Consider the following 22,823-nt stretch of genomic DNA (forward strand, 5'->3'; position numbering starts at 1 on the left):
CGTGCGGCCATGCGTGCACCCATCGGAGACTTCGACACCGCCACCCCGGTCCCGGACTGCCTTCAGGAGCTGACCGCCCCGGTCGCCGAAGCCGTACGCAACTGGCAGGGCGCGGTCCCCGCCGACCGGGTCCTCTACGTTGAGACGGACCCGCGCTGGGCCGACACGGCCGTCTTCGTGGAGCACTACGGCCGCGAGCTGCTGCAGCAGTCGGCGAACTGCGTGGTGGTCGCGGGCAGGCGGGGCGGCGAGACCACCCTTGCCGCGTGCGTGGTGCTCTCCACCACCCGGGTCGACGTCAACGGCGTGGTGCGCCGCCAACTCGGCGCCCGCAAGGCCTCCTTCGCCTCGATGGAGACGGCGACCGGCGAGACCGGTATGGAGTACGGCGGCATCACCCCGGTCGGACTGCCCGCCGGCTGGCCGGTGCTGATCGACTCGGCCGTGGTCGACCTGCCCTACGTCCTCGTCGGCAGCGGACGCCGGCGCGGCAAGCTGCTGGTGCCCGGCAAGGCCCTCGCGGACCTCCCGGGCGCCGTGGTGCTGGAGGGCCTCGGCGTCGCCTGAGGCGGGCGAACGGCAGACCCGTTCCACCGGGCCGGCGGAATTCAGTAGGCGCTTGCGGTGCCGAGGTACTGCTCGGCGAAGGCCGCCGCCGCGGCCGGTGAGGTGAACAGCCGGCGCAGCCGGGCCAGTGTGGTGCCCGCGCGGAACGGATCACCGGACGCGACACCGTGATAGATGTCCGACAGCCACTGCGAGAACTCCTGGTAGTCCCACACCCGGCGCAGACATGCCGCCGAGTAGCCGTCCAGGCCGCTGCCGTCGCCCTTGGTGACGCAGGCCGTGAGCGCGTCGCCGAGCAGGAAGGCGTCGTGCAGGGCGAGGTTCATGCCCTTCGCGGCGATGGGCGCGACCAGATGACCGGCGTCCCCGGCGAGGAACAGCCGCCCGTGGGTGAGGGGTTCGACGACATAGTGGTGCATGTCCAGCACCCGTTTCTCGATCAGCCGGCCCTCGCCGAGCGGGGGCGCTCCGGCCGCGCCGAGCCGCTCGCGCAGCTCGGTCCAGACCCGGTCGTGCGGCCAGTTCTCCGGATCGTCGCCGGGCGGGCACTGGAGGTAGAACCGGGTCACCTCGGGGCTGCGCGGCATCTGCCCGGCGAAGCCGCGCGGGTGGACGCCGAACAGCACGCAGTCCGTCGACGGCGGAACCTCCGCGAGCAGCGCCAGCCAGCCGATGCCGTCGTCCTGCCGCGCGATCCGCCGGCGCTCGACGGGTATCGCGTCCCGTGTGGCGCCGCGCGCCCCGTCGCAGCCCGCGACGAAGTCGCAGCGCAGCAGCCGGCGTTCGCCCGTCTGCGGGCACCGGTACGAGACCGCAGGCCGGTCCGAGTCCAGGTCGTGCAGCGAGACGTCGCGGACGCCGAAGCGGATGTCGCCGCCGCGTACGTCGCTGTACTCCCGCACCAGATCCGTCACCAGCAACGGCTGCGGGTAGACGTAGTGATGGCTGCCGGTCAGGTCGGCGTAGGGAAAGCGGTACCGCTCGCCGTCGAAGCGGAACTCGCAGACGCTGTGCGACTCCGCCCGCTCCGGCAGCCGTTCGGACAGTCCGCGCCGACCGAGTTCGCGCACCGCCCATTCCTCGATGACACCGGCCCGGGGCCGGGTCTCGATGAACTGCCTGCTCTCGGTCTCCAGGACGACACAGTCGACGGAGGCGGCCCGCAGGATGTTGCCGACGGTCAGCCCGGCGGGCCCGGCGCCCACGACGACGACCGTACGGCGTTCCCCGGGAGCGGAATCAGGGTGGGGGGAAGGGAAGACCATCCCCGCATTATGACGGTGTCCCGTCAGCCGGGGCGGCCGAGCGGATCACCAGGGGAGAGCAGGGTCGGTGCGCGGTTGTGAGCGGGCCCGGCTTTTCGGTAAATGAGAAAAACGACCCTTGAAGGGCCGTTTTCCCCCGTCTTCGTGGTCAGGCGGATCCGGATCGGATCACGAGTGGATCTTGAGGGGCTGGGTGCACAGGCTCTTGGCGGGTATGTCGCCGGTGATCTCGCTCAGACAGACCTTCATCGTGGTCCCGTTCGCGTACTTCTTGTCGAACTTCGAGGGGAAGGCGGTCAGCCAGTCCTGCGTGGTCTTCGGGGACTTCAGGCTGGACGCCAGCTTTCCGTTGATGTACAGCGTCAGCTTCGGCCTGCCCCAGATGCCCATGAAGCGTCCGTGGATCGACTTGACCGTCAATCCCTTGCCGTCGATGAAGATGCACACCATGTTCGATTCCTCGCGCGTCACCTGGTGGTTCTCGCAGTCATTGGAGGAGGCGGACGCGATGCCGTTGGAACCGACCACGAACGTGGCGGCCATCAGCGGTACCAGCAGGGCGGGCACGGCCGCCCGCAGACCCTTGATCTTCACGTGAACTTGTTCTCCGTTGGCTTTGTATGGTTATGCCTGGTTCCCAGACCTTCTCGATGATCATGGTATGGACGGAATCAGGGGTTCCGTCCTGTCCTTACTCGTCCTTGATCAAGTCATGTGCGATCTTTGGCGTGAACATGTCATTCCGGATCGTGGGAACGCCGGTGCTCGCGTGAAGGGAAGATCACTCCCGCAACATGACGGTGTCCCGTCAGCCGCGACGCGGCCAACGGGACACCGGGGGCAGAAGTGGGGTCAGTGCGCCGGGGCGTCGGTGACCACGACCTCTTCGATGTCGCGCTCGATCTGCTCGGACGCGGAGGCGGTCGCCTTGGCCCAGTAGTAGATGCCGAGCGAGAACACCGCGACGACCAGGATGTCCCACCACAGCGGGAGGTCACCGTTACCGCCGAAGGTGCTCAGGTAGGAGATCACGCCGATGCCCGCCAGGTAGGGGAGCAGCCACTGCGCGGCCTTGAAGTCCAGCCGCGGCGCGTTGGGCAGGTTCTTGCGGATCGCGTACCAGGCGTAGGAGCCGAGCAGCACGTAGCCGATCAGGATCGCGCAGCCCAGGCGCCACAGGGTGTCCCAGCCGGACCAGAAGATGATCAGGTTGGCGACCACGAAGGACAGCGGGGAGATGAACTTGCCGCCGGGCAGCTTGTACGGACGCTCGTGGTTCGGCAGCCGGTCCTTGAAGACGCCGTAGGCCAGCGGAGCACCCGCGTACATCAGCACGCTCGCCGAGGTGATGAAGCTGACCAGCGTCTGCCAGCTCGGGAAGGGCAGGAAGCAGATCACGCCGGTCACGAAGGAGATCGCGAGGCCGAACCACGGCACACCGCGCGAGTCCGTCTTGGCGAACACCTTCGGCGCGTAGCCGTTCTTGGCCAGGCCGTAGGAGATGCGGGAGGTGGCCGTGGTGTAGATCAGGCCGGTGCCGCCGGGGGAGATGATCGCGTCGGCGTACAGCACCCAAGCCAGCCATCCCAGGCCGCACAGCGTGGCGAGACCCGCCCAGGGGCCGCTGATGCCGACGTAGTCCAGGTTCGCCCAGCCCTTGGCGAAGGAGGCGTGCGGCAGGGCGCCGATGAACACGATCTGGAGCAGCAGGTAGATCACGGCGCCGATCGCGACCGAGCCGAGCGTGGCGCGCGGCAGGTCACGCTTGGGGTTGCGGCTCTCGCCGGCCAGCTGGATGGCCTGCTCGAAGCCGAGCAGCGCGAAGATGATGCCGCTGGAGCTGATGGCGCCGAGAACGCCCGCGGCGCCCTTGGGGGCGAAGCCCTCGGAGGTGAAGTTCGCCGGGTGGAAGTTGCCGATCGCGATGACGAAGATCGCCGCGAGCGGGACCGCGATCTTCCACCAGGTGGCGGCGCTGTTGGTGTGCGCGAGGATGCGGACGCCGAGGAAGTTGACCGCGACGAACACGGCCATCAGGAGCACCGCGACGACGATGCCGCTGGTGGTGAGCGTGCCGTTGGCGTTCTGCAGTCCGTCGGCGAAGTGCCAGTGCTTGGCGTAGCCGATCATGGCCTCGACCTCGATCGGAGCCACCGTCGCGGCCTGCAGCCAGGCGAACCAGCCGAAGGACATACCGGCCAGACCGCCGAAGGCGTAGTGCGGGTAACGGGCGGTACCGCCCGCCACCGGGAACATGCCGCCGAGCTCGGCGTGCACGAGGGCGAGCAGCACGATCGCCACGGCACCGATCATCCACGAGATGATCGCCGCGGGGCCGGCCGCCGTGACCGCCTTCTCGGCACCGAAGAGCCAGCCGGAGCCGATGATGGAACCCACCGAAGCCCACATCAGGCCGATGAGCCCCACATCCCGGCGCAGGCCGCCGCCGGTGTCGCTTGTGGCTACCGGCGCAGCCTGGTCGACGTTCGCCATGTCTAGTGGCCTCTCAGATCTATACGCAGCGTTAACGAGCAAGGAGGCCACAGGCTAGGGAGACTTTCCGACTGAGCAAAAGAGTGTTAACCAAATTTTGACCTGGGATCTTAGGTGTCTTGGGCGCACACTCGGTTACGGCCTTGTCACAGGTCAGATGCCTGACCGGAATGTCAATATTCAGCGACGGATTGTGAGTAGAAGGAAAGATTCACTGGTCCAGAAGGGGAATTTCGATGGCCGGGCAACGATCCATGACTATGTCGAGGCCTGCCGCGCGGGTCCGCTCGTAGGCGGTTTCGTCCACGACCCCCAGCTGGAACCACACCGCCCGCGCGCCGGTGCTCACGGCCTCGTCGGCCAGCGCGCCGGCCAGCTCGCTGTTGACGAAGACGTCGACCACGTCGATCTCGAAGGGGATGTCCGCGAGGGAGGCGTACCCCGGTTCGCCGTGCACGGTCTCCGCCTTCGGGTGTACGGGCACGATCCGCTTGCCGAACCGCTGGAGCACCCGCGCCACCCCGTACGCGGCCCGGTTCCGGTTGCCGGACAGGCCGACCACCGCCCAGGTGTCGCCCAGCTCGGTCAGGATCCTGCGGATCGTCGCTTCGTCGCCGTACACGACCGCCTCCTCGGGCTGCGGGAACTGTTCGCCTGGGCAACAGTACGGTGGCCGGTCGGGATTCCCGCCCCGCCACCTCGCCACCGTGTCCGGAATCGGCACGAGATGCCTGCGTACGGCCGCCCGCCCGCCTACGCTCAGCCCGTGCTGCGCATCCTCGACGCCCGAACCGGTGAGCCCGTCACCGCCGCGCCCGCCCGGCGCGGCCTGACCCGCATCGAAGCCCACGCCTCCGGCCCCGATCCGACGGCCCTGCGCGTTCTCCTCACCGCTGACCTGCTGGTCCGCGCCCTGGAACTGGGCGGCACACCGGTCTGGCCGACCCTCGCCGCACCCCACAGCCCCACCGACCTCCGCACCGCCGCGGCCACTCTGGCCATCCGCCCCTTCGAGGACGCCCGCGACGTCGCGTCGGGGCTGGGGGAGGCGCAGACGCTCCACGTGACGGCCGAGCTGCCGGACGGCTCCGGAGGGGGGCCGGTGGTGTGGGTCGCGGCTGTGGAGTGGAGAGGTGAGCCGGCGGGCGGCCAGGGGACGGATCTCGTCGAGGGGCATGCCCGCGCATCTGCCCCCGGGCATGTCCCCGAGCCCGCCCCCGGGCATGCCCGCGAATCCGGCCCCGGGCATGTCTCCGAGCCCGGCCCCAGCCACGCCGCCGAGCTCGCCACCGGGCGCGAACCCGAGTCCGCCCCTGAATCCGTCCCCGAGCCTGCGCCCGGCCTTGCCCCCGAGCCTGTCCCGGGTCGGACCGTCGAGCCTGCCCCGGGCCGTGCCCCGGAGCCTGCCGCGGGTCGGACCACCGGGCCTGTGCCCGGCCATGCTTCGGGGCCTGCGGGCCATGCCCCGGAGCCGCCCGCGGGCCAGACCGCCGAGCCTGTCCCGGGTCGGACCGTCGAGCCTGCCTTGGGCCATGCCCCGGAGCCTGTCCCGGGTCGCACCGCCGAGCCTGCCCCCGGACGCGCCCCCGAGCCGGCCCCGGCCCACGCCCCCGAGCCCACTTCCCACCCTCCGCTCGCCGTGCTCCTTTCCGGGCTCTCCGACCCCTGCGCTCTTCGGCTGGCTCTGCTGTCCGTCCCGCGCGGTGAGCCTGTGCGGCTGGACTCCGGCATGCTGGAGGAGGCCGCCGGGTGGCTGGACCGGTGGCGGCGGGCTGTGGCGAGGTGGGCGCGGCAGCCCTCGCGGCCGGTACCCGACGACGTGCGGGCGCGGCTGCGCGCCGCGTGGGAGGACGACCTCGACCTGCCCGGGGTGCTGGAGGTGCTGCGGACCGTGGAGAGCGCCGGGGATCTGCCCGACGGAGCCCGCTTCGAGACGTACGTCTACGCCGACCGTCTGCTGGCCCTCGACCTCGCCCGCGACCTGGGGAGCCTCGCGTGATCGTGCGGGCGGGCACGGGCCCGCTGCGCCGGCTGGTGGTCCTGCGGCACGCCAAGTCCGCCTGGCCCGAGGGGGTCGAGGACCACCGCAGACCGCTCGCGCCGCGCGGGCTGCGCGACGCCCCGGCCGCCGGACGCGCCCTCGCCGAGGCGGACTGCCTGCCCGACCTCGCCCTGTGCTCTCCGGCCGTACGCGCCCGCCGTACCTGGGAGCTGGCCTCCGCCGAGTGGGGCACTCCGCCGCCGGTGCGGTTCGACCGGCGGTTGTACGCGGCCGGCGTACCGGAGCTGCTCGAGGTGGTCCGCGAGGCGTCGCCCGAGGTCGAGACACTGCTGCTGGTCGGGCACAACCCCGGTCTCGAGGAGCTGGTCCTGGAGCTGGCGCGGGACGGTCTCGACGACTCGCTGGAGCGGGTGCGGACGAAGTTCCCGACGTCCGCGATCGCCGTCCTCTCCTGGCACGGCACCGGCTGGCCCGCTCTCGGCCCCGGAACGGCTCTTCTGACCTCGGTGATCATTGCTCGCGGGAAGAAGAAGTAGCACCACGCGCGCGTAGCGCGTGCCCGAGCCGCGACGACCGGGGGTACGCGCGCGTGCCCGGCCGCCCGTGGCCCCACCGTCGGCATGCGCCCGTCGCCGCCCACTCCGCGTCACCGCATAGGCTTGCGGGATGCAGGACGAGTACCGCACAGTCGCCCACGCGGGCGTGCACGAGATCGAGATCAACCGCTCCCGCTTCCTGTGCGCCCTCGCCCCGGCCGCCACCGAGCAGGAGGCGCAGGACTTCATCGCCTCCGTGCGCAAGGAGCACGCCGACGCCACCCACAACTGCTGGGCGTACGTCATCGGCGCCGACGCCTCCGTGCAGAAGGCCAGCGACGACGGTGAACCGGGCGGCACCGCCGGCGTCCCCATGCTCCAGATGCTGCTGCGCCGTGAGATGCGCTACGTCGTCGCGGTCGTCACCCGCTACTACGGAGGCGTCAAGCTCGGCGCCGGCGGACTCATCCGGGCCTACGGCGGCGCGGTCGGCGAGACCCTCGACGCACTCGGCACGATCACCCGGCGCCGCTTCCGGCTGGCCACGGTGACCGTCGACCACCAGCGCGCCGGCAAGGTCCAGAACGACCTGCGCGCCACCGGACGCGAGGTGCGCGACGTCCGCTACGGCGAGGCGGTCACCATCGAGATCGGCCTGCCGGACACGGACGTCGAGGCGTTCCGCGCGTGGCTCGCGGACGCGACGGCGGGCACGGCGGGCTTCGAACTGGGCGGCGAAGCCTACGGAGATGCCTGATACTCCACCTTAATCGGGCAAAAGTCACCAAAGTTGGCCTGCCGTGTCGGGTCGTTACGGGAACAACCGCCCGTGATGTCAGACCCGGCCGTTAGTCTCGGGGATCATGAGACTCCTGCACACGTCCGACTGGCATCTCGGCCGGGCCTTGCACCGGGTGAACATGCTCGGGGCCCAGGCCGAGTTCATCGGTCACCTCGTCACCACCGTGCGCGAGCACGAGGTGGACGCGGTGGTCGTGTCGGGCGACGTGTACGACCGTGCGGTGCCCCCGCTCGCCGCGGTCGAGCTGTTCGACGACGCCCTGCACCGCCTCGCGGACCTCGGCGTGCCCACGGTGATGATCTCCGGCAACCACGACTCGGCCCGCCGGCTCGGCGTCGGCGCGGGGCTCATCGGCCGCGCGGGCATCCACCTGCGCACCGAGCCGTCGGCCGCCGGCACCCCGGTCGTGCTGGGCGACGCCCACGGAGAGGTCGCCTTCTACGGCCTGCCCTATCTCGAACCGGCCCTGGTGAAGGACGAGTTCGAGGTGGAGAGGGCTGGCCACGAGGCCGTACTGTCCGCCGCCATGGACCGCGTCCGAGCCGACCTCGCCACGCGCGCCCCGGGGACCCGCTCGGTCGTCATCGCCCACGCCTTCGTCACCGGTGGCCAGGCCAGCGACAGCGAGCGGGACATCACCGTCGGCGGGGTCTCCGCCGTACCCGGCGGGGTCTTCGACGGCGTCGACTATGTGGCGCTCGGCCATCTGCACGGCTGCCAGACCATCACCGAGCGCGTGCGCTACTCGGGCTCACCACTCGCCTACTCCTTCTCCGAGGCCGACCACCGCAAGAGCATGTGGCTGGTCGACCTCGACGGCGACGGCCGCGTCCACGCCGAGCGCGTCGACTGCCCGGTGCCGCGGCCGCTGGCCCGTATCAAGGGCAGGTTGGACGACCTCCTCGCCGACCCGGCGCTGGCGGGCCACGAGGACGCCTGGGTCGAGGCCACCCTCACCGACGCGGTCCGCCCCGCCGAACCCATGGCCCGCCTCACCGAGCGCTTCCCGCACACCCTCAGCCTCGTCTTCGCCCCCGAGCGCGCCCCCGACGACCCCCAGGTCTCGTACGCCCGGCGCCTCGCGGGCCGCAGCGACCAGCAGATCGCAGAGGACTTCGTCGCCCATGTGCGCGGCGCCGGGCCGGACGAACGGGAGGCGGCCGTGCTGCGCGAGGCCTTCGACGCCGTGCGCGCCGACGCCGCCGTGCGGGAGGTGGCCCGATGAGGCTGCACCGGATCGACATCACCGCCTTCGGGCCCTTCGGCGGCTCCCAGAGCGTCGACTTCGACGCCCTGTCCACCGCCGGGCTCTTCCTGCTGCACGGCCCCACCGGCGCCGGCAAGACCTCCGTCCTGGACGCCGTCTGCTACGCCCTGTACGGCTCCGTCCCCGGCGCCCGGCAGAACGGCCAGGGCATGAACCTGCGCAGCGACCACGCCGAGCCGGGCACCCGTACCGAGGTCCGCCTGGACCTCACCGTCGCCGGACGCCGCCTCGAGATCACCCGGCAGCCGCCCTGGGAGCGGACCAAACTGCGCGGCACGGGCACGACCGTCGACAAGGCCCAGACCTGGCTGCGCGAGTACGACGCCACCACCGGCACCTGGAAGGACCGCAGCCGCTCCCACCAGGAGATCGGCGAGGAGATCACCCAGCTTCTCGGCATGAGCCGCGAGCAGTTCTGCCAGGTCGTGCTGCTGCCCCAGGGCGACTTCGCCCGCTTCCTGCGCGCCGACGCGGAGGCCCGTGGGCGGCTGCTGGGCCGCCTCTTCGACACCCAGCGCTTCGCCGACGTCGAGAAGCGCCTCGCCGAGCGCCGCCGGGCCACCGAGGCACGCGTGCGTGAGGGCGACGCGACGCTGCTCGCCGACGCCCACCGCATGCAGCAGGAGGCGGGCGAGGCCATGGAGCTGCCCGAGCTGGCCCCCGGTGACCCGGGCCTGGCCGACGCCGTCCTCGGTGCCGCCGCCGTCGCCCGCGCCACCGCCCGCGAACGCCTCACCGTCGCCCACTGCCGGCTCGCCGCCGCCGAATCCGCCCACGCCGCGACCCGGCGCGCCCTGGACGACGTACGCGAACTCGCCCGCCTGCAGAGCCGGTTCGCCGAGGCTCAGCGGCGCGCCGAGCGGCTGCAGGAGCGGGCCGGCGCCCATCACGAGGCCCAGCGGCGCATGGAGCGGTCCCGCAAGGCGGAGGCGGTCGCGCCCGCCCTGGAGCTGCGGGAGGCGGCCGAGGAGGAGCACCGCAGGGCGGCCGCGGCCGAGGCACGCGCGCGTGGCATGCTCCCCGGCTCCTACGCCGACGCAGGGGCGGCCGGACTCGCCGCCGCCGCGCGCCGGGCGGCCGAGGAACTGGGCGGCCTGGACGCGGCCCGGCGCGCCGAGCGGCGACTCGCCGGGCTGGCCGAGGAGCGGTCCGGGCTCGACCGCCAGGAGCGCGCCGACGAGGACGTGCTGCGCGAGGCCGAGGCATGGCTCGCCGAGTGGGACGCCACCCGTGCGGCGCTGCAGTCCCGTGTCGACTCCGCGCAGGAGGCTGCCACCCGCGCCGAACAGCTCGCCGTCCAGCGGGAACCGATGCGCGGGCGCCTCGAAGCGGCCCGCACCCGCGACCAGCTGGCCGCGGACCTGGAGCAGGCACGCCAGCAGGCACTCGCCTCCGAGCAACGCGCCCTCGACGCCCGCGCCCACTGGCTGGACCTCAAGGAACAGCGCCTGAACGGCATCGCCGCCGAACTGGCCGCCCACCTCACGGACGGTGAGCCCTGCGCCGTCTGCGGAGCCACCGAACACCCGGCGCCGGCCCGCAAGGTCGCCGGACACGTCGACCGCGAGACCGAGGACCGGGCCCTCGCCGCCTTCCAGCGTGCAGAGGAGCAGCACACCGAGGACGGGCGGCGACTCGGTGTGGTCCGGGAGGCCCTGGCCGCCGCCACCGCCGAGGCCGGCGACGCACCCACCGCCCAACTCGAAGCGCATGCCGCCGAGTTGGAGCAGGAGTACGCCCGCGCCCGCCGCGACGCCTCGGCGCTGCACGCCGCCCACGAGGAGCTGCGGCGCGCCGAACACGAACGCGAGCGGCGCCTCGCCGACCGCCAGCAGGCCGCCGTACGGGCCGCCTCCCGGCTCACCCGCCGCGAGACCCTGGAACGCGAACAGGAAGAGCTGGAAGCCGAGTTGACCAAGGCACGCGGCGGCTCCGGCAGCGTGGCCGCGCGTGCCGCGCAGCTGGAGCGGCAGGCGGCGCTGCTCACCGACGCCGCCGACGCGGTACGCGCCGCCGAGGACGCCGCCCAGCGCCTGAAGGACGCCGACGCCCGCCTCGCCGACGCCGCCTACCGGGCCGGTTTCGACACCCCGCAGGCCGCGGCCGCCGCCCTCCTGGACGCCGCGGCCCACCGCGAGCTGCAGCACCGCCTCGACGCCTGGCAGGCCGAGGAGGCCGCCGTACGCGCGGTGCTGGCGGAGGCCGACACCGCGGCCGCCGCCCAGCACCCGCCCGCCGACCCGGCCACGGCCGAGCGCGCGGCCGCCACGGCCGAACACCGGCTGCGCGAGGCGGCGTCCGCGCGCGACGCGGCGGCCCGCTCCTGCGCCGAGCTGGACCGCCTCTCCGCGCGCGCCACCGAGGCCGTACGCAGGCTCGCCCCGCTCCGCGAGGAGTACGACCGGATCGCCCGCCTCGCCGCCCTCAGCGCGGGCACCTCCGCCGACAACGAACGCAAGATGCGCCTGGAGTCGTATGTGCTCGCGGCCCGCCTGGAGCAGGTCGCCGCCGCCGCGACCGCCCGGCTGCAGCGCATGTCGTCGGGCCGCTACACCCTCGTCCACTCCGACGACCGCACCGGGCGCGGCCGCAGCGGGCTCGGGCTGCACGTGGTCGACGCCTGGACCGGACGCGAACGCGACACCGCCACACTCTCCGGCGGCGAGACCTTCTTCGCCTCCCTCGCCCTCGCCCTCGGCCTCGCGGACGTCGTCACCGACGAGGCCGGCGGCGTCCGCCTCGACACGCTGTTCATCGACGAGGGCTTCGGCAGCCTCGACGACCAGACCCTGGACGAGGTCCTCGACGTCCTCGACTCCCTGCGCGAACGCGACCGCAGCGTCGGCATCGTCAGCCACGTGCCCGACCTGCGCCGCCGCATCCACGCCCAGCTGGAGGTCGTCAAGGGCAGGTCGGGGTCGGTGCTGCGGCAGCGGGGTGTCTGACGGGGCATGAACCCCCGCTGGACCGGGTCAGCGGCCCAGGGCGCGCCGGGGAAGCGGGGAGGAGTACACGACGCTGGTGGTCACCGAGCCCAGGGCGCCGATCTTCCCGGAGATCTCCTCCAGGTGTGCCATGGAGCGGGCGGCGACCTTGATGACGAAGCAGTCGTCGCCCGTCACATGGTGCGCCTCCAGGAGCTCGGGCGTCGCGGCCACCAGGTCGTGGAACGGCTTGTAGTTGCCGTTCGGGTAGCGCAGCCGTACGAACGCCAGGATCGGCAGTCCGAGCCGCTCGGGGTCGACGACCGCCGCGTACCCCTGGATCACGCCCGCCTCCTCCAGCCGGCGGACCCGTTCGGTGACGGCACTCGGCGACATGGAGACGGCCCGCGCCAGCTCGGCGTAGCTGGCCCGTCCCTCCCGCTGGAGGACCTCGAGAATGCGCCAGTCGGTGGCGTCCGGGGAATACACGGTCATCCCGGATGGATAGCAGGGAAATCCCGGTGGAGACAAGGGAGGTGCCGTGGATTCCCACTTCAGGGAGCGGGTCCGGGGCCGTAGATTTCCAGTCATGATCACCAAGACCACTCGGACCTCCGGGAACCCCGTCCTGCGCGTCGCCCCCGCCGCCCCCGCCGAGGCGGCCGCCCATTTCCGCGCGAGCCTGGCCTTCCACGCCGACGTCTCCGACGTGGCCGCCGCGCTCGCGGCCGGCGGCGACCCCGGCTTCGTCGTCGTGGACTCCCGCTCGACCGAATCCTGGGACCAGGGCCACGTCCCCGGCGCCGTCCACCTGCCCACTGCGCTCATCCCCGAACAGGCCGAGCAGCTGCTGGACAAGTCCGTGCCGGTGGTGACGTACTGCTGGGGCCCCGGCTGCAACGGCGCCACCCGCGCAGCCCTCGCCCTCGCCGAACTCGGCTACCGGGTCAAGGAGATGCTCGGCGGCTTCGAGTACTGGGCGCGCGAGGGCTTCGCCTACGAGACATGGCAGGGGCGTGAACAGCGCGAGGCCGACCGGCTGACCGCACCCGTCGAAGGCGAGTGCGGCTGCTGACCCGTGCCCGTGTAGGTTCTCTGCCCATGGCTCGATACGCGGATCCAGGCGCGCTGGAGTGGGTGGAATCGGGTGGCGGCCCCTTGATAGCGGTCCCGGAGACGGTGCTGCCGTTCTGGGCCGGCGCCGACAGCGAGGAGCTCGACACCGACTACGACCGGGCGTGCGAGGTCGACGGCCACATCGGGCTGCTGCCCGTCGGCGACAGCGCGGCCCTGGTGTTCGGCGACGAACCCGCCTCCACCTCGTACCTGCCGGACCACGCCACCTTCGTACGGTGGTCCGCCGCCGACTCCGAGGCGGAACTCCTCGCCGGGGTGCCCGCCGCCCTGGACGCGGCGGTGTGGGGGAGCGAGGTGCACTGGCGGGTGCCCGGCCCGGTGCTGCTGTTCGACTCGGCCTGGCCGGGCGACAAGGCCGGCCGTACCGAACACCTCCGGGTGCCGCTGGAGGCGGGCACTTACGCGGTGCGCTCCGCGTACGTGCAGCCGGGGCCGGAGACCTGGGTCGGGCTGGTCCAGCTCAGGCCTGTCGCGCCCTGACCGAGCCTCAACGCAGGCCTTCGAAGGCGATGTTCAGATGCCGGGGCCCGCGCAGCACCGCGTTCTGCCGGTACGGTGGCGGGTCCTCGACCAGGCGGGGATCCTCCAGCCGCCGGGCCAGCTCGGACAGGGCGATCTGCGCCTCCACCCGGGCCAGCGGGGCGCCGAAGCAGCTGTGGATGCCGCTGCCGAAACCGAGGTGCTGGATGTCCTCGCGGTCCGGGTCGAAGCGCTCGGGGTCCTTGAACCGCTCGGGGTCGCGGTTGCCCGCGGCCAGCATCAGCCAGATGTGCGAGCCCTTGGGGATGGTGACCCCGCGCAGCTCGATGTCGGCGATACAGGTGCGCTGCGGCACGATCTGCACCGGCGGCTCGTAGCGCAGCAGCTCCTCCACGATCCGCACCGACAGACCCGGATCGTTGCGCAGCCGCTCCAGGACCTCCGGGTGGCGCAGCAGCGTGAGCATGCCGTTGGTGATGAGGTTGACCGTCGTCTCGTGGCCCGCGATGAGGAGCAGCACCGCGGTGGTGAGTACTTCCATGGTCGTCATGGCGCCGTCCGGACCGTGACTGTTGACCAGGTCGGAGAGCATGTCGTCGCGAGGTTCCTTCGCCCGCTGCTCCACCAGCCCGTTCAGGTACATGCCGAGCTGCAACCGTGCCTCCTGCGCGGTCCGCTCGGACTCGGCGCTCGTGCGGGTGTCGGGGTCCAGGCCGGCGACGATCGGGTCGACCCAGGCACGGAAGCGGGGCTCGTCCTCGCGCGGCACGCCGAGCAGCCGGCAGATCACGGTCACCGGGAAGGGGTACGCGAACTGGTCGACCAGGTCGATCTGCCGCGCGTCCCCGAACCCGTCGATGAGGCCGGTGACGATCTCACCCAGCTCGCCCCGCATGTTCTCGATCCGGCGCGGCCTGTGCGGTGGCCCGAAGGAGCTGTTGGCGATCCTCCGCAGCCGGTCGTGCTCCGGCGGGTCGAGCCGGATGAAGCTCGGAGGCAGCCCCGTCGCCTCTGGCCCGGACAGCGCGTCGTCCCCGGCGGCGGCCAGATTGGCGGCGTCGGAGCTGATCCGCGGATCGTGGAGCAGCGCCTCGATGTCCCAGTACGAGCTGATGACGTACGGGCCGCCCTCCTCCTCGCACAGTACCGGGGTCTTGCGGAGCTCCTCGTACAGCGGATACGGGTCGGCGCGGTTGGCGAAGTCGGTGATGCGACGGAACAGCGAGGCCTGCGTCATGACAAGTCCTTGGAGCATCGGCGCCGGTCGGCGGTCAGTGGCGGGCGGGGTGGAAGACCAGTTGCTGGTCGGCCGGTGAGTAGCCGCTGAGGGTGACGGTGGGGCCGTGGGTGGGCAGCGAGGGGTCGGGGAAGTCGGCCGCCACCGGCTGCCGGCCCTCGGGACGGCGGTCCACCGTCGGGTACTCCACCGGGAACGGCGCGCCCCGCTCGATCTGCCGTGCGTAGAACTCCAGCCAGCGGGTGTTGTCGAAGGTCACGGCTGCGATGACGCGGCCCTGGTGGCCGTACACGCCGACGAACCGGCGTTCGGCGAGCGAACCCTGCGTGATCATGAGCTGGTCGCCCATGGACGGCACACCGACCGACTTGATGTTCACGCCGAACATCGACGACCAGAAGGCGGGCATCCACAGGTGCGGGCGCCGGTCGGCGCCGTGGCAGATCATGTTGTGCGCGGCCGTCTCCGCCTGGGCGACGGCGTTGCCCCAGTGCTCCAGCGAAAGGAACTGGTAGCCGAACAGCGCGTGCGGGGAGCGCGCGACGTCACCCGCCACGAAGACGTCGTCGGTGACGATGCCCCGGAAGTCGAAGGCACGGCAGCCCGCGTCACAGGCGATGCCCCGGGGCCCGGCGCCCAGCCCCGACCCGGCCAGCCAGTCGGTGTTGCGCACCGAGCCCAGCGAAACCACGACCACGTCCGCCTCGACGACGCTCTCGTCGGACAGATGGACGGCCCGTACCCGGCCGACCGAGTCGCCCTCCAACGACGTCACCGTGACCCCGGTGCGCAGATCCACGCCGTTCTCGGTCTGCAGGTCGGCCGCGACCGCGCCGATCACCCCGCCCAGCGCACCCACCAGCGGGGCTCCCGCGCGCTCCGCCACGGTGACGGGGATGCCCGTCTCGCGGCAGGCCGACGCGACCTCCGAACCGGCGAATCCGGCGCCGATCACGAACACCCTGCGCGGCCCGGCCTTCAGCCGCTGGTACAGATCGGCCGCGTCGTCCCGGGTCCGCAGCAGGCAGACGCCGTCGAGACGGGCCTCCTCCTCCTTCGGCCAGGGCCGCGCGCGGACGCCGGTCGCGATGAGCAGCCGGTCGTACTCCACCTCGTCCCCGTCGGCCAGCCGGACCCGCTTGGCCGACAGGTCCAGTCCGGTCGCCGGGACACCGAGCCGCCACTTGGCGTCGATCTCCCGGCGGTGCGGCAGCTCGGTGCGGTGCGGGGAGGCCTTGCCCAGCAGGACCGACTTGGACAGCGGCGGCCGGTCGTACGGCTCGTACGGCTCGTCGCCGATCAGGGTCAGTTCGCCGGCGAAGCCCTCGGCGCGCAGGGTCTCGGCGGCCCGCAGGCCCGCCAGCGAGGCGCCGACGATCACGATCCGGCCTTCGCGCCTGAGCCAGTCGACGTAGTCAGCGACCATCCGACGCCTCCTGAACGTCTCCGGTCGCTCCTGCGTTTCCTGTGTCTCTCTTGTCTCCCCTGTCGTCCAGCCCGTCCGCGGTGATCGCCTGCACCGGGCAGGCGGCGACGGCGCGCGCCAGCCGTTCCCGCTGTTCCTCGGGGGCGTGCGGGTTGTAGATCAGGGCCTCGTCGCCGTGCATGGCGAAGACGTCGGGCGCGAGGAACGCGCACTGGGCGTAGCCCTGACATTTGTTGAGATCGACGACGAGCCGCATCGGCGCTCCGCCTTCCGATGGCCAGGTCCGTCGGCGCCGGCCGAGTCGCGCGGCACGCCCGGACGGCGGTCATGTCCCATGTGCAAGCTTGAGGGCGATACGGCCGCCTCGCGCGTCGGGAATGCCCATTCGAGCTCATGGATCCTCACTCGCGTCCGTCACGCGTCCGCCGCGGTACGGCCTCGGGCACGATCGCCCACCAGGAGGATGTACACGCTGATCAGCAGCGACCAGGCGGGGAAGACGAGTTCCGACCAGGGCACGTCGGACGCCACGAAGAGGAGGACGAGGGCGGTCAGGAAGCCCAGGATCGTCAGCGGGCGCGGCAGGACACCCAGGCGGAGGCCGATCACCGACAGGGAGGAGACGAAGACGGCCGCCATCCGCATGGCGTACTCCGTCAACAGCGTGTACGCGAGATGACGGCCGAAGTCCCAATAGGCCGGCGCCGGCGCCGTGCCGGTGGGGTGGGCGACGGCGAGAACGGCGCTCGCCGCGGCCGCGGCGCCGAACAGCGTGGCGGTGAAGACCAGTCCGCTGCCGATGAGGACGGTGGTGAGGAACTTGTCCTCGCCCGCACCGAGGTGTGCCCGTACGACGCCGATGAACCACAGGAAGAAGATCCCGGCGAACGGCACGAGCGCGAGGGCCGCACGCACGGTGTCACGGCGCGCGGAGTCCGTGAATCCCCGCGCGGTGACCGCCTCGGCCCCTTGGGGAATGCCCAGCCGGATCAGGACGATCGCCGCGGTGAACAGCAGCGCGAACGCGACTCCCGCGAGCCCGGCGGCCCGCGGCGTCTCCAGCACCCGCTGCCCCTTCTGCCGCATCCCGTCCCGCCTCCTCCACACCGCCTCCCGCACCAGCAAGCCGCCCCGGCACCGCTCGCGCCACCGGGGACACCCGGACGGCCGATCGACCGACGCTCCGACGGGACGGGCCATGACGACGACCACCGCGCCCCGCGGCGGGTCCAGTGGGCGGAGCGGTCTGGCCTGGTTCCGGCCCAGCGGTTTGGCCTGGGTTCCAGCCCAGCGGTCTGGCCTGGTTCCGGCCCGGTGGGCGGTGCGGCCCGTGCCGGCCCGGCGCTTCCCGCAGGGGGCCTCGGCGGGCGGGTCTGGATCCGGCTCCAGCACAATCGGACCCGAAACAGCCTCGGATCCGCTTGCACCACGCCCTGCCCGCAACGCCCGGACCTGCTCAACGGCCCGACCCTGTGCTCTCAACGCCCCAGCCCTCTGCCCCCAATCCCCGAACGCCTCTGCCCCCAACGGCCCAGCCCCCGGCCCCAACGCCCTCGCCCCGCCACCGCCCCCGCGCCCAATTCGCTCGCGCCGCGATCCCGCCGCCCCCTAGGGTGATCCGCCGTGCCTGCGAACAAGTTCCCCGTCCCGGAAGACCTGCGGCGCGACCCGTTGCCCCTGCGCGGGCGTACCGCGCTTGTCACCGGGGCGAGTCGGCGGGCCGGGATCGGGCATGCTGTGGCGCGGCGGTTGGCGGCGTACGGGGCGAGTGTGTATCTGCATCACCATGTGCCGCACGATGCCGCCATGCCGTGGGGTGCCGACAGCCCCGAGGCCGTCGTCGGCTCCGTGCGCAACGTGCTCGCAGACCCAGGGGCCCGCGTCGGCTCCGGACCCGGCGATCTGGCCGACCCGGCGGAACCGGCCCGGCTGATCGACACGGTCGGCGAGGAGTTCGGGCGCCTGGACATCCTCGTCGCCAACCACGCCCTCAGCGGCTCGGACGGCACCCTGGAGGAGATCGACGCCGCGATGCTCGACGCGCACTGGGCCGTCGACACCCGCTCGGTCCTGCTGCTCGTCCAGGCCTACGCCCGCTCGCGTGCCCGGCTGCCCGGGGAGACTCCCGGCGGGCGGGTGGTGTTGATGACCTCCGGACAGGATCTCGGCGGCGGCATGCCCGGCGAGATCGCCTACGCCCTCCAGAAGGGCGCCCTCGCCTCGATCACCCGCTCTCTGGCCGGCACGCTCGCCGAGCAGGGCATCACGGTGAACGCCGTCAACCCCGGCCCGGTGGACACCGGTTACGCCACCGGCGAGGGCCATGCCGCCGTCGCCGCCCGTTTTCCCGGTGGACGCTGGGGCCTCCCCGACGATCCGGCCCGCCTCATCGCGTGGCTGGCCACAGACGAGGCCGGCTGGATCACCGGGGAGGTCATCAACTCGGAAGGCGGCTTCCGGCGCTGACGCCGGGCGTCAGAGCCGGGCCAGCTCGTCCACGAGGACGTCCAGGCCCAGCGAACCCTGCGACAGCGCCGCCATGTGCCAGGCCTTCAGGTCGAACGCGTCGCCGTGCCGCTCGCGCGCCTTCTCCCGGCCCAGCAGCCACGCCCGCTCACCGAGCTTGTAGCCGATCGCCTGACCCGGAATCGTCAGGTACCGGGTCAGCTCGCTCTCCACGAAGTCCGCCGGCCGGCTGCTGTGCGCACCGAAGAACTCCTGCGCCAGCTCCGGCGTCCACCGCTCACCGGGGTGGAACGGCGAGTCGGCGGGGATCTCCAGCTCGAGGTGCATACCGATGTCCACGATCACCCGGGCCGCCCGCATCATCTGCGCGTCCAGGTAGCCGAGCCGCTCCTCGGGATCGGTGAGGTAGCCCAGCTCGTCCATCAGCCGCTCCGCGTACAGCGCCCAGCCCTCGGCGTTGGCGCTGACCCCGCCGATCGTCGCCTGGTAGCGGGAGAGGTTCTCCGCCACGTGCGCCCACTGCGCGAGCTGGAGGTGATGCCCGGGCACCCCCTCGTGGTACCAGGTCGAGACCAGGTCGTAGACCGGGAAGCGGGTCTGCCCCATGGTGGGCAGCCAGGTGCGGCCGGGGCGGGAGAAGTCCTCCGACGGGGCCGTGTAGTAGGGGGCCGCCGCACCGCCGGGCGGGGCGATGCGCGACTCCACCTTCCGCACCCGCTCGGCGAGTTCGAAGTGCGTGCCGTCCAGGTCCTCGATGGCCTTGTCCATCAGGCCCTGCAGCCACTCCCGCACCTCCTCCACACCCTCGATGTGCCTGCCGTGCTCGTCGAGGTGCGCGAGCGCCACCCACGGGGTCTCGGCGCCGGGCAGGATCTTCTCCGCCTCCTGCTGCATCTCGCCGAAGATCCGGTGGAACTCCGACCAGCCGTACGCGTACGCCTCGTCCAGGTCCAGATCGGTGCCGTTGAAGTAGCGGGACCAGCGTGCGTACCGCTCGCGGCCCACCGTGTTCGGGGCGCCCTCGATCGCCGGCGCGTACACGTCCCGCAGCCAGTCCCGCAGCTCCACCAGGGCATCGGTCGCCGCGCGGGCCGCCTCGTCCAATTCCGCGCGCAGCGCCTGGGGCCCGGCGGCGACGAAGTCCTCGTACCAGCCGCGGCCCTTGCCGTCCGTGTTCGTCCACTCGGAGAGCTGCTCGATGTACGTCGCCGTCGGCCGCGGCGCCGCGAACAGCTTGCGGTCCAGGCCGAGTTGCAGCGACTCACGGTAGCCCGCGAGCGCTCCCGGCACGGCGCGCAGCCGCTCGGCGATCGCCGACCAGTCCTCGTCCGTCTGCGACGGCGTGACCGTGAAGATGTCCCGCACCGAGTGGCCCGGCGTGGCCATGTTGCCGACCGCGCGCAGGTGCTCGTCCGCCTCGTGCACGGCGAGTTCGGCGGTCAGCCGCTCCCGCAGCAGCCGCCCGCAGCGCCGCTCCGCGTCACTGTCCGCCCCCGGCTGCCGCTCCGCCTCGTCCAGCTTCGCGAGCGTGGTCCGCGCCAGCTCCGCGAGGGCCGCCTGGCCCGCGGGCGAGTAGTCGGGCAGGCGGCTCGAACTCTCCTTCACACCGAGATAGGTACCGGTGACCGGGTCGAGGGCGATGAGGTCGTCCACGTACGCGTCTGCCACCTGACGGGGCAGCGGGCTCTTGGTCTCAGACATGTGCCCATCCTCGTACGAGAAGGATCACCCCGTCACCCACGTATGGGGGGATTCAGCTCTGGGCGTGGTCGGGCGGCAGCAGCGGCCCGCACTCCCACTGCTGGAAGATCAACCGGGTCTCCACCCGGGCCACCTCGCGCCGCGCGGTGAACTCGTCGAGCACCAGCCGCTGCAGGTCGGCCATGTCCGCGACGGCCACATGCACCAGATAGTCGTCCGGGCCGGTCAGATGGAACACCGTCCGCGCCTCGGGCAGTGCCCGGATCCGCTCCACGAAGGGCCCGACCAGCTCCCTCCGGTGCGGCCGTACCTGTACCGACAGCAGCGCCTGCAGCCCGCGCCCCAGTTTGGCCGGATCCAGTCGCAGCTCGTGGCCCAGGATCACGCCCGAGCGCCGCAGCCGGGTCACCCGGTCAAGACAGGTCGACGGCGCCACGCCCACCTGCGTGGCCAGATCACGGTAGGTGGTCCGGGCGTCGTTCTGCAGCAGCCGCAGCAGATGGAGATCCACCGGATCCAGTACGACAGATTCGGCCATGGGCCGAACGTAGCACGGTGTTCGAATCCGGTGAACCGTTCACTGTTCACTCTTCCGCGCATGGACACAGCGAGCACCGGTGCCTACGACGGCGTACGCACCGCATATAGAGCCCTGGCCACGGAAGCCGTGCACGCCGGCCGCGACGATCTCGCCCGCCAGGGCCTGCACGCCCCGCCGATCGACCTGTCGACCACCTATCCCTCGTACGACAGCCGTGGTGAGGCCGCCCGCATCGACGCCTTCGCCACCGACGGCGCCGACCCGGTGGGACCGCCCGTCTACGGCCGGCTCGGCAACCCGACCGTCGCCCGCTTCGAGACCGCCCTCGCCCGACTGGAGGGCACCGAGTCCGCTGTCGCCTTCGCCAGCGGGATGGCGGCGCTCAGCGCGGTCCTGCTGGCCCGTTCGGCCATGGGCCTCCGCCATGTGGTGGCGGTACGACCCCTGTACGGCTGCAGCGACCATCTGCTCACCGCCGGGCTGCTCGGCACCGAGGTCACCTGGACCGACCCGGCCGGCATCGCCGACGCGCTGCGCCCGGACACCGGCCTGGTGATGGTGGAGTCCCCGGCGAACCCGACCCTCGCCGAGCTCGACCTGCGGGCCGTCGCGCACGCCTGTGGTTCGGTCCCGCTGCTCGCCGACAACACCTTCGCCACGCCCGTGCTGCAACGCCCGGCCGAGCACGGCGCCCGCCTGGTGCTGCACAGCGCCACCAAGTACCTCGGCGGGCACGGCGATGTGCTGGCCGGAGTGGTCGCCTGCGACGAGGAGTTCGCCGGGCGGCTACGGCAGATACGGTTCGCCACCGGTGGCGTCCTGCATCCGCTGGCCGGCTATCTGCTGCTGAGGGGACTGTCCACGCTCCCGGTCCGGGTGCGGGCCGCGTCCGCGAACGCCGCCGAACTGGCCGGCCGGCTCGCCGCCGACCCGCGCGTGAGCCGCGTCCACTATCCGCGCATCGGCGGCGCGATGATCGCCTTCGAGGTGCACGGAGATCCGCACGAGGTCATCTCCCGGGTCCGGCTCGTCACCCCGGCGGTGAGCCTCGGCAGCGTCGACACGCTCATCCAGCACCCCGCTTCCATCAGCCACCGCATCGTCGACGCCGACGACCGGCGCGGTGCGGGGGTGAGCGACCGGCTGCTGCGGTTGTCCGTGGGGCTGGAGGACGTGGACGATCTCTGGTCCGACCTCGACCAGGCGTTGGGGGAGCCCGTCCGCACGCTGGTGCCACTGCGGGAGGCGGTGCGCTGAGCGGTTGCGGCCGGTGGTGGGTGCGGGTGGGTGACGGTGACCGGGGGTGAGGCGAGGGGACGGGGGTGAGTCGGGGTAAGTGGGGCACCGCCGGACACCGCCGTTGTGGCTGAGCCCCGTTGCGGCGGATTCATGGCGCGGCCGTCTCTAGCAGCGCCCGGCGTTCCGGCCGCCGATTCCCGGCCCGGTCGGCAGATTCCGGCTCCGGCCGCAGATCCCGCTCCGGGCCGCCGATTCTGGGCTGGGCCGCCGGTCCGGCCTGGTTGTCGGCCTCGGCTCTGAGTGCGGCCCCGACGGTCGGCCCCGGCCGCAGGTCCCGCCTCCTGCCGCAGATGCCGGGCCCTGCCGCCGGCCCGGCCCGACGGTCGGCCCCGGCAGCAGATCCCGCCTCATGCCGCAGCTCCCGGACCTGACCGCCGGCCCGGTCCTGGTCGTCGCCCGGGCCCTGGTCGTCGGCCTCGGGGCTGAGTCCGGCTCCGACGGCCGACACCGGCGGCTGACTCGACCCCGGGCGGCGGGCCCCACCCCGGGCTGCCCCCTCAGCCCGGCTTTCGCATCGGCTCAGGCTGCACGTTCCCGCCCGGGGTCTTCGGTTTCGCCCGGGCTGCCGGCCCCGTCCCGGTGTGCCAGTCTCCGGCCTGGGCTGTCGGTTCCCGCCCGGGGCTGCCGGCCTCGTCCCGGGCTGTCGGCCTCGCCTCGGCGTGCCTGTCCCCGGCCTGGGC

Annotated in this window: 20 protein-coding genes and 2 pseudogenes; 11 read left to right on the top strand and 11 right to left on the bottom strand. The window is 72.4% G+C overall.

Annotated features, from left to right (window positions below; genetic code table 11):
• The first annotated feature begins 9 nt into the window (after positions 1-9).
• On the top strand, positions 10-567 hold the full coding sequence (locus LMU33_RS02755; protein WP_228617025.1) for a YbaK/EbsC family protein: 558 nt from the start codon (positions 10-12) through the stop codon (positions 565-567).
• Positions 568-608: 41 nt separating this feature from the next.
• Here LMU33_RS02755 and LMU33_RS02760 read toward each other — a convergent pair whose 3' ends face one another.
• From LMU33_RS02760 to LMU33_RS02775, 4 genes are all read right to left on the bottom strand, one after another.
• Entirely contained in the window at positions 609-1,832 is a 1,224-nt protein-coding gene (locus LMU33_RS02760; protein ID WP_228617027.1) for a 4-hydroxybenzoate 3-monooxygenase, read from the bottom strand.
• Positions 1,833-2,000: 168 nt separating this feature from the next.
• Positions 2,001-2,426, bottom strand: a complete 426-nt coding sequence (locus tag LMU33_RS02765; protein ID WP_228617028.1) for a hypothetical protein — start codon at positions 2,424-2,426, stop codon at positions 2,001-2,003.
• Between the two features lie 258 nt (positions 2,427-2,684).
• Positions 2,685-4,325 (bottom strand): APC family permease, encoded by a 1,641-nt coding sequence (locus tag LMU33_RS02770; protein ID WP_228617030.1) that lies wholly within the window; start codon positions 4,323-4,325, stop codon positions 2,685-2,687.
• A gap of 211 nt (positions 4,326-4,536) precedes the next feature.
• On the bottom strand, positions 4,537-4,947 hold the full coding sequence (locus tag LMU33_RS02775; RefSeq protein ID WP_228617031.1) for a CoA-binding protein: 411 nt from the start codon (positions 4,945-4,947) through the stop codon (positions 4,537-4,539).
• A 105-nt stretch (positions 4,948-5,052) separates the two neighbouring features.
• Here LMU33_RS02775 and LMU33_RS02780 point away from each other — a divergent pair.
• The 6 genes and pseudogenes from LMU33_RS02780 to LMU33_RS02805 all read left to right on the top strand — a co-directional run.
• Positions 5,053-5,454 (top strand): annotated as a pseudogene (locus tag LMU33_RS02780) (hypothetical protein); the annotation flags it as partial.
• A 435-nt stretch (positions 5,455-5,889) separates the two neighbouring features.
• Positions 5,890-6,324 (top strand): annotated as a pseudogene (locus LMU33_RS02785) (hypothetical protein); the annotation flags it as partial.
• Positions 6,321-6,863 carry a SixA phosphatase family protein gene (locus tag LMU33_RS02790; protein WP_228617033.1) on the top strand — a complete coding sequence of 181 codons (543 nt, stop codon included), beginning with the start codon at positions 6,321-6,323 and terminating at the stop codon, positions 6,861-6,863. The pseudogene LMU33_RS02785 and the gene LMU33_RS02790, both read left to right, overlap by 4 nt.
• Positions 6,864-6,993: 130 nt before the next feature.
• Positions 6,994-7,620, top strand: coding sequence for a YigZ family protein (locus tag LMU33_RS02795; protein ID WP_228617034.1), 627 nt, complete (start codon positions 6,994-6,996; stop codon positions 7,618-7,620).
• 106 nt (positions 7,621-7,726) lie between these two features.
• Complete coding sequence (locus tag LMU33_RS02800) at positions 7,727-8,890, top strand: exonuclease SbcCD subunit D (RefSeq protein WP_228617036.1); 1,164 nt, start codon at positions 7,727-7,729, stop codon at positions 8,888-8,890.
• Entirely contained in the window at positions 8,887-11,877 is a 2,991-nt protein-coding gene (locus LMU33_RS02805) for an AAA family ATPase (RefSeq protein WP_228617037.1), read from the top strand. Before LMU33_RS02800 ends, LMU33_RS02805 begins: the two co-directional genes overlap by 4 nt.
• A 27-nt stretch (positions 11,878-11,904) precedes the next feature.
• Here LMU33_RS02805 and LMU33_RS02810 read toward each other — a convergent pair whose 3' ends face one another.
• A complete protein-coding gene (locus tag LMU33_RS02810; protein WP_228617039.1) occupies positions 11,905-12,351 on the bottom strand; it encodes an Lrp/AsnC family transcriptional regulator in 447 nt (148 codons plus the stop codon).
• A 94-nt stretch (positions 12,352-12,445) separates the two neighbouring features.
• On the opposite strand from LMU33_RS02810, the gene LMU33_RS02815 reads away from it, so the two are divergent.
• Positions 12,446-12,931 (top strand): rhodanese-like domain-containing protein, encoded by a 486-nt coding sequence (locus LMU33_RS02815; RefSeq protein ID WP_228617041.1) that lies wholly within the window; start codon positions 12,446-12,448, stop codon positions 12,929-12,931.
• A 26-nt stretch (positions 12,932-12,957) separates the two neighbouring features.
• Complete coding sequence (locus tag LMU33_RS02820; protein WP_228617042.1) at positions 12,958-13,473, top strand: immunity 21 family protein; 516 nt, start codon at positions 12,958-12,960, stop codon at positions 13,471-13,473.
• 7 nt (positions 13,474-13,480) lie between these two features.
• Here the strand turns inward: LMU33_RS02820 and LMU33_RS02825 are convergent, their stop codons facing one another.
• The 4 genes from LMU33_RS02825 to LMU33_RS02840 all read right to left on the bottom strand — a co-directional run bounded on the left by LMU33_RS02825 (position 13,481) and on the right by LMU33_RS02840 (position 17,222).
• The gene (locus tag LMU33_RS02825) at positions 13,481-14,710 is read right to left on the bottom strand and encodes a cytochrome P450 (RefSeq protein WP_228617044.1); all 1,230 of its coding nucleotides are present in this window, start codon (positions 14,708-14,710) and stop codon (positions 13,481-13,483) included.
• A 34-nt stretch (positions 14,711-14,744) separates the two neighbouring features.
• Positions 14,745-16,136: an NAD(P)/FAD-dependent oxidoreductase gene (locus LMU33_RS02830; RefSeq protein ID WP_228617046.1), complete on the bottom strand. Its 1,392-nt coding sequence runs from the start codon at positions 16,134-16,136 to the stop codon at positions 14,745-14,747.
• Positions 16,126-16,392 (bottom strand): ferredoxin, encoded by a 267-nt coding sequence (locus tag LMU33_RS02835; RefSeq protein ID WP_228617047.1) that lies wholly within the window; start codon positions 16,390-16,392, stop codon positions 16,126-16,128. The genes LMU33_RS02830 and LMU33_RS02835 overlap by 11 nt, the downstream gene beginning before the upstream one ends.
• Positions 16,393-16,550: 158 nt before the next feature.
• Entirely contained in the window at positions 16,551-17,222 is a 672-nt protein-coding gene (locus LMU33_RS02840; RefSeq protein ID WP_228617049.1) for a hypothetical protein, read from the bottom strand.
• Between the two features lie 537 nt (positions 17,223-17,759).
• Between LMU33_RS02840 and LMU33_RS02845 the strand changes: the two genes are divergently transcribed.
• The gene (locus LMU33_RS02845; protein WP_228617051.1) at positions 17,760-18,602 is read left to right on the top strand and encodes an SDR family oxidoreductase; all 843 of its coding nucleotides are present in this window, start codon (positions 17,760-17,762) and stop codon (positions 18,600-18,602) included.
• 9 nt (positions 18,603-18,611) lie between these two features.
• On the opposite strand, the gene LMU33_RS02850 is transcribed toward LMU33_RS02845, so the two are convergent.
• Together LMU33_RS02850 and LMU33_RS02855 are read right to left on the bottom strand one after the other, a co-directional pair.
• Positions 18,612-20,303, bottom strand: coding sequence for a DUF885 domain-containing protein (locus LMU33_RS02850; protein ID WP_228617053.1), 1,692 nt, complete (start codon positions 20,301-20,303; stop codon positions 18,612-18,614).
• 52 nt (positions 20,304-20,355) lie between these two features.
• Positions 20,356-20,841 carry an Lrp/AsnC family transcriptional regulator gene (locus tag LMU33_RS02855; protein WP_228617055.1) on the bottom strand — a complete coding sequence of 162 codons (486 nt, stop codon included), beginning with the start codon at positions 20,839-20,841 and terminating at the stop codon, positions 20,356-20,358.
• Between the two features lie 60 nt (positions 20,842-20,901).
• Here LMU33_RS02855 and LMU33_RS02860 point away from each other — a divergent pair, with 60 nt between their 5' ends.
• A complete protein-coding gene (locus LMU33_RS02860) occupies positions 20,902-22,101 on the top strand; it encodes a trans-sulfuration enzyme family protein (protein ID WP_228617056.1) in 1,200 nt (399 codons plus the stop codon).
• Positions 22,102-22,823: the final 722 nt, after the last annotated feature.

Source organism: Streptomyces barringtoniae, assembly GCF_020819595.1.
GTDB lineage: Bacteria > Actinomycetota > Actinomycetes > Streptomycetales > Streptomycetaceae > Streptomyces > Streptomyces barringtoniae.

Bases quoted from the DNA above. Each gene is read 5' to 3' on its own strand.
- LMU33_RS02755 (WP_228617025.1), top strand. From the start codon at position 10: ATGCGTGCACCCATCGGAGACTTCGACACCGCCACCCCGGTCCCGGAC.
- LMU33_RS02760 (WP_228617027.1), bottom strand. From the start codon at position 1,832: ATGGTCTTCCCTTCCCCCCACCCTGATTCCGCTCCCGGGGAACGCCGT.
- LMU33_RS02770 (WP_228617030.1), bottom strand. From the start codon at position 4,325: ATGGCGAACGTCGACCAGGCTGCGCCGGTAGCCACAAGCGACACCGGC.
- LMU33_RS02795 (WP_228617034.1), top strand. From the start codon at position 6,994: ATGCAGGACGAGTACCGCACAGTCGCCCACGCGGGCGTGCACGAGATC.
- LMU33_RS02800 (WP_228617036.1), top strand. From the start codon at position 7,727: ATGAGACTCCTGCACACGTCCGACTGGCATCTCGGCCGGGCCTTGCAC.
- LMU33_RS02805 (WP_228617037.1), top strand. From the start codon at position 8,887: ATGAGGCTGCACCGGATCGACATCACCGCCTTCGGGCCCTTCGGCGGC.
- LMU33_RS02810 (WP_228617039.1), bottom strand. From the start codon at position 12,351: ATGACCGTGTATTCCCCGGACGCCACCGACTGGCGCATTCTCGAGGTC.
- LMU33_RS02815 (WP_228617041.1), top strand. From the start codon at position 12,446: ATGATCACCAAGACCACTCGGACCTCCGGGAACCCCGTCCTGCGCGTC.
- LMU33_RS02820 (WP_228617042.1), top strand. From the start codon at position 12,958: ATGGCTCGATACGCGGATCCAGGCGCGCTGGAGTGGGTGGAATCGGGT.
- LMU33_RS02825 (WP_228617044.1), bottom strand. From the start codon at position 14,710: ATGACGCAGGCCTCGCTGTTCCGTCGCATCACCGACTTCGCCAACCGC.
- LMU33_RS02830 (WP_228617046.1), bottom strand. From the start codon at position 16,136: ATGGTCGCTGACTACGTCGACTGGCTCAGGCGCGAAGGCCGGATCGTG.
- LMU33_RS02835 (WP_228617047.1), bottom strand. From the start codon at position 16,392: ATGCGGCTCGTCGTCGATCTCAACAAATGTCAGGGCTACGCCCAGTGC.
- LMU33_RS02840 (WP_228617049.1), bottom strand. From the start codon at position 17,222: ATGCGGCAGAAGGGGCAGCGGGTGCTGGAGACGCCGCGGGCCGCCGGG.
- LMU33_RS02850 (WP_228617053.1), bottom strand. From the start codon at position 20,303: ATGTCTGAGACCAAGAGCCCGCTGCCCCGTCAGGTGGCAGACGCGTAC.
- LMU33_RS02855 (WP_228617055.1), bottom strand. From the start codon at position 20,841: ATGGCCGAATCTGTCGTACTGGATCCGGTGGATCTCCATCTGCTGCGG.
- LMU33_RS02860 (WP_228617056.1), top strand. From the start codon at position 20,902: ATGGACACAGCGAGCACCGGTGCCTACGACGGCGTACGCACCGCATAT.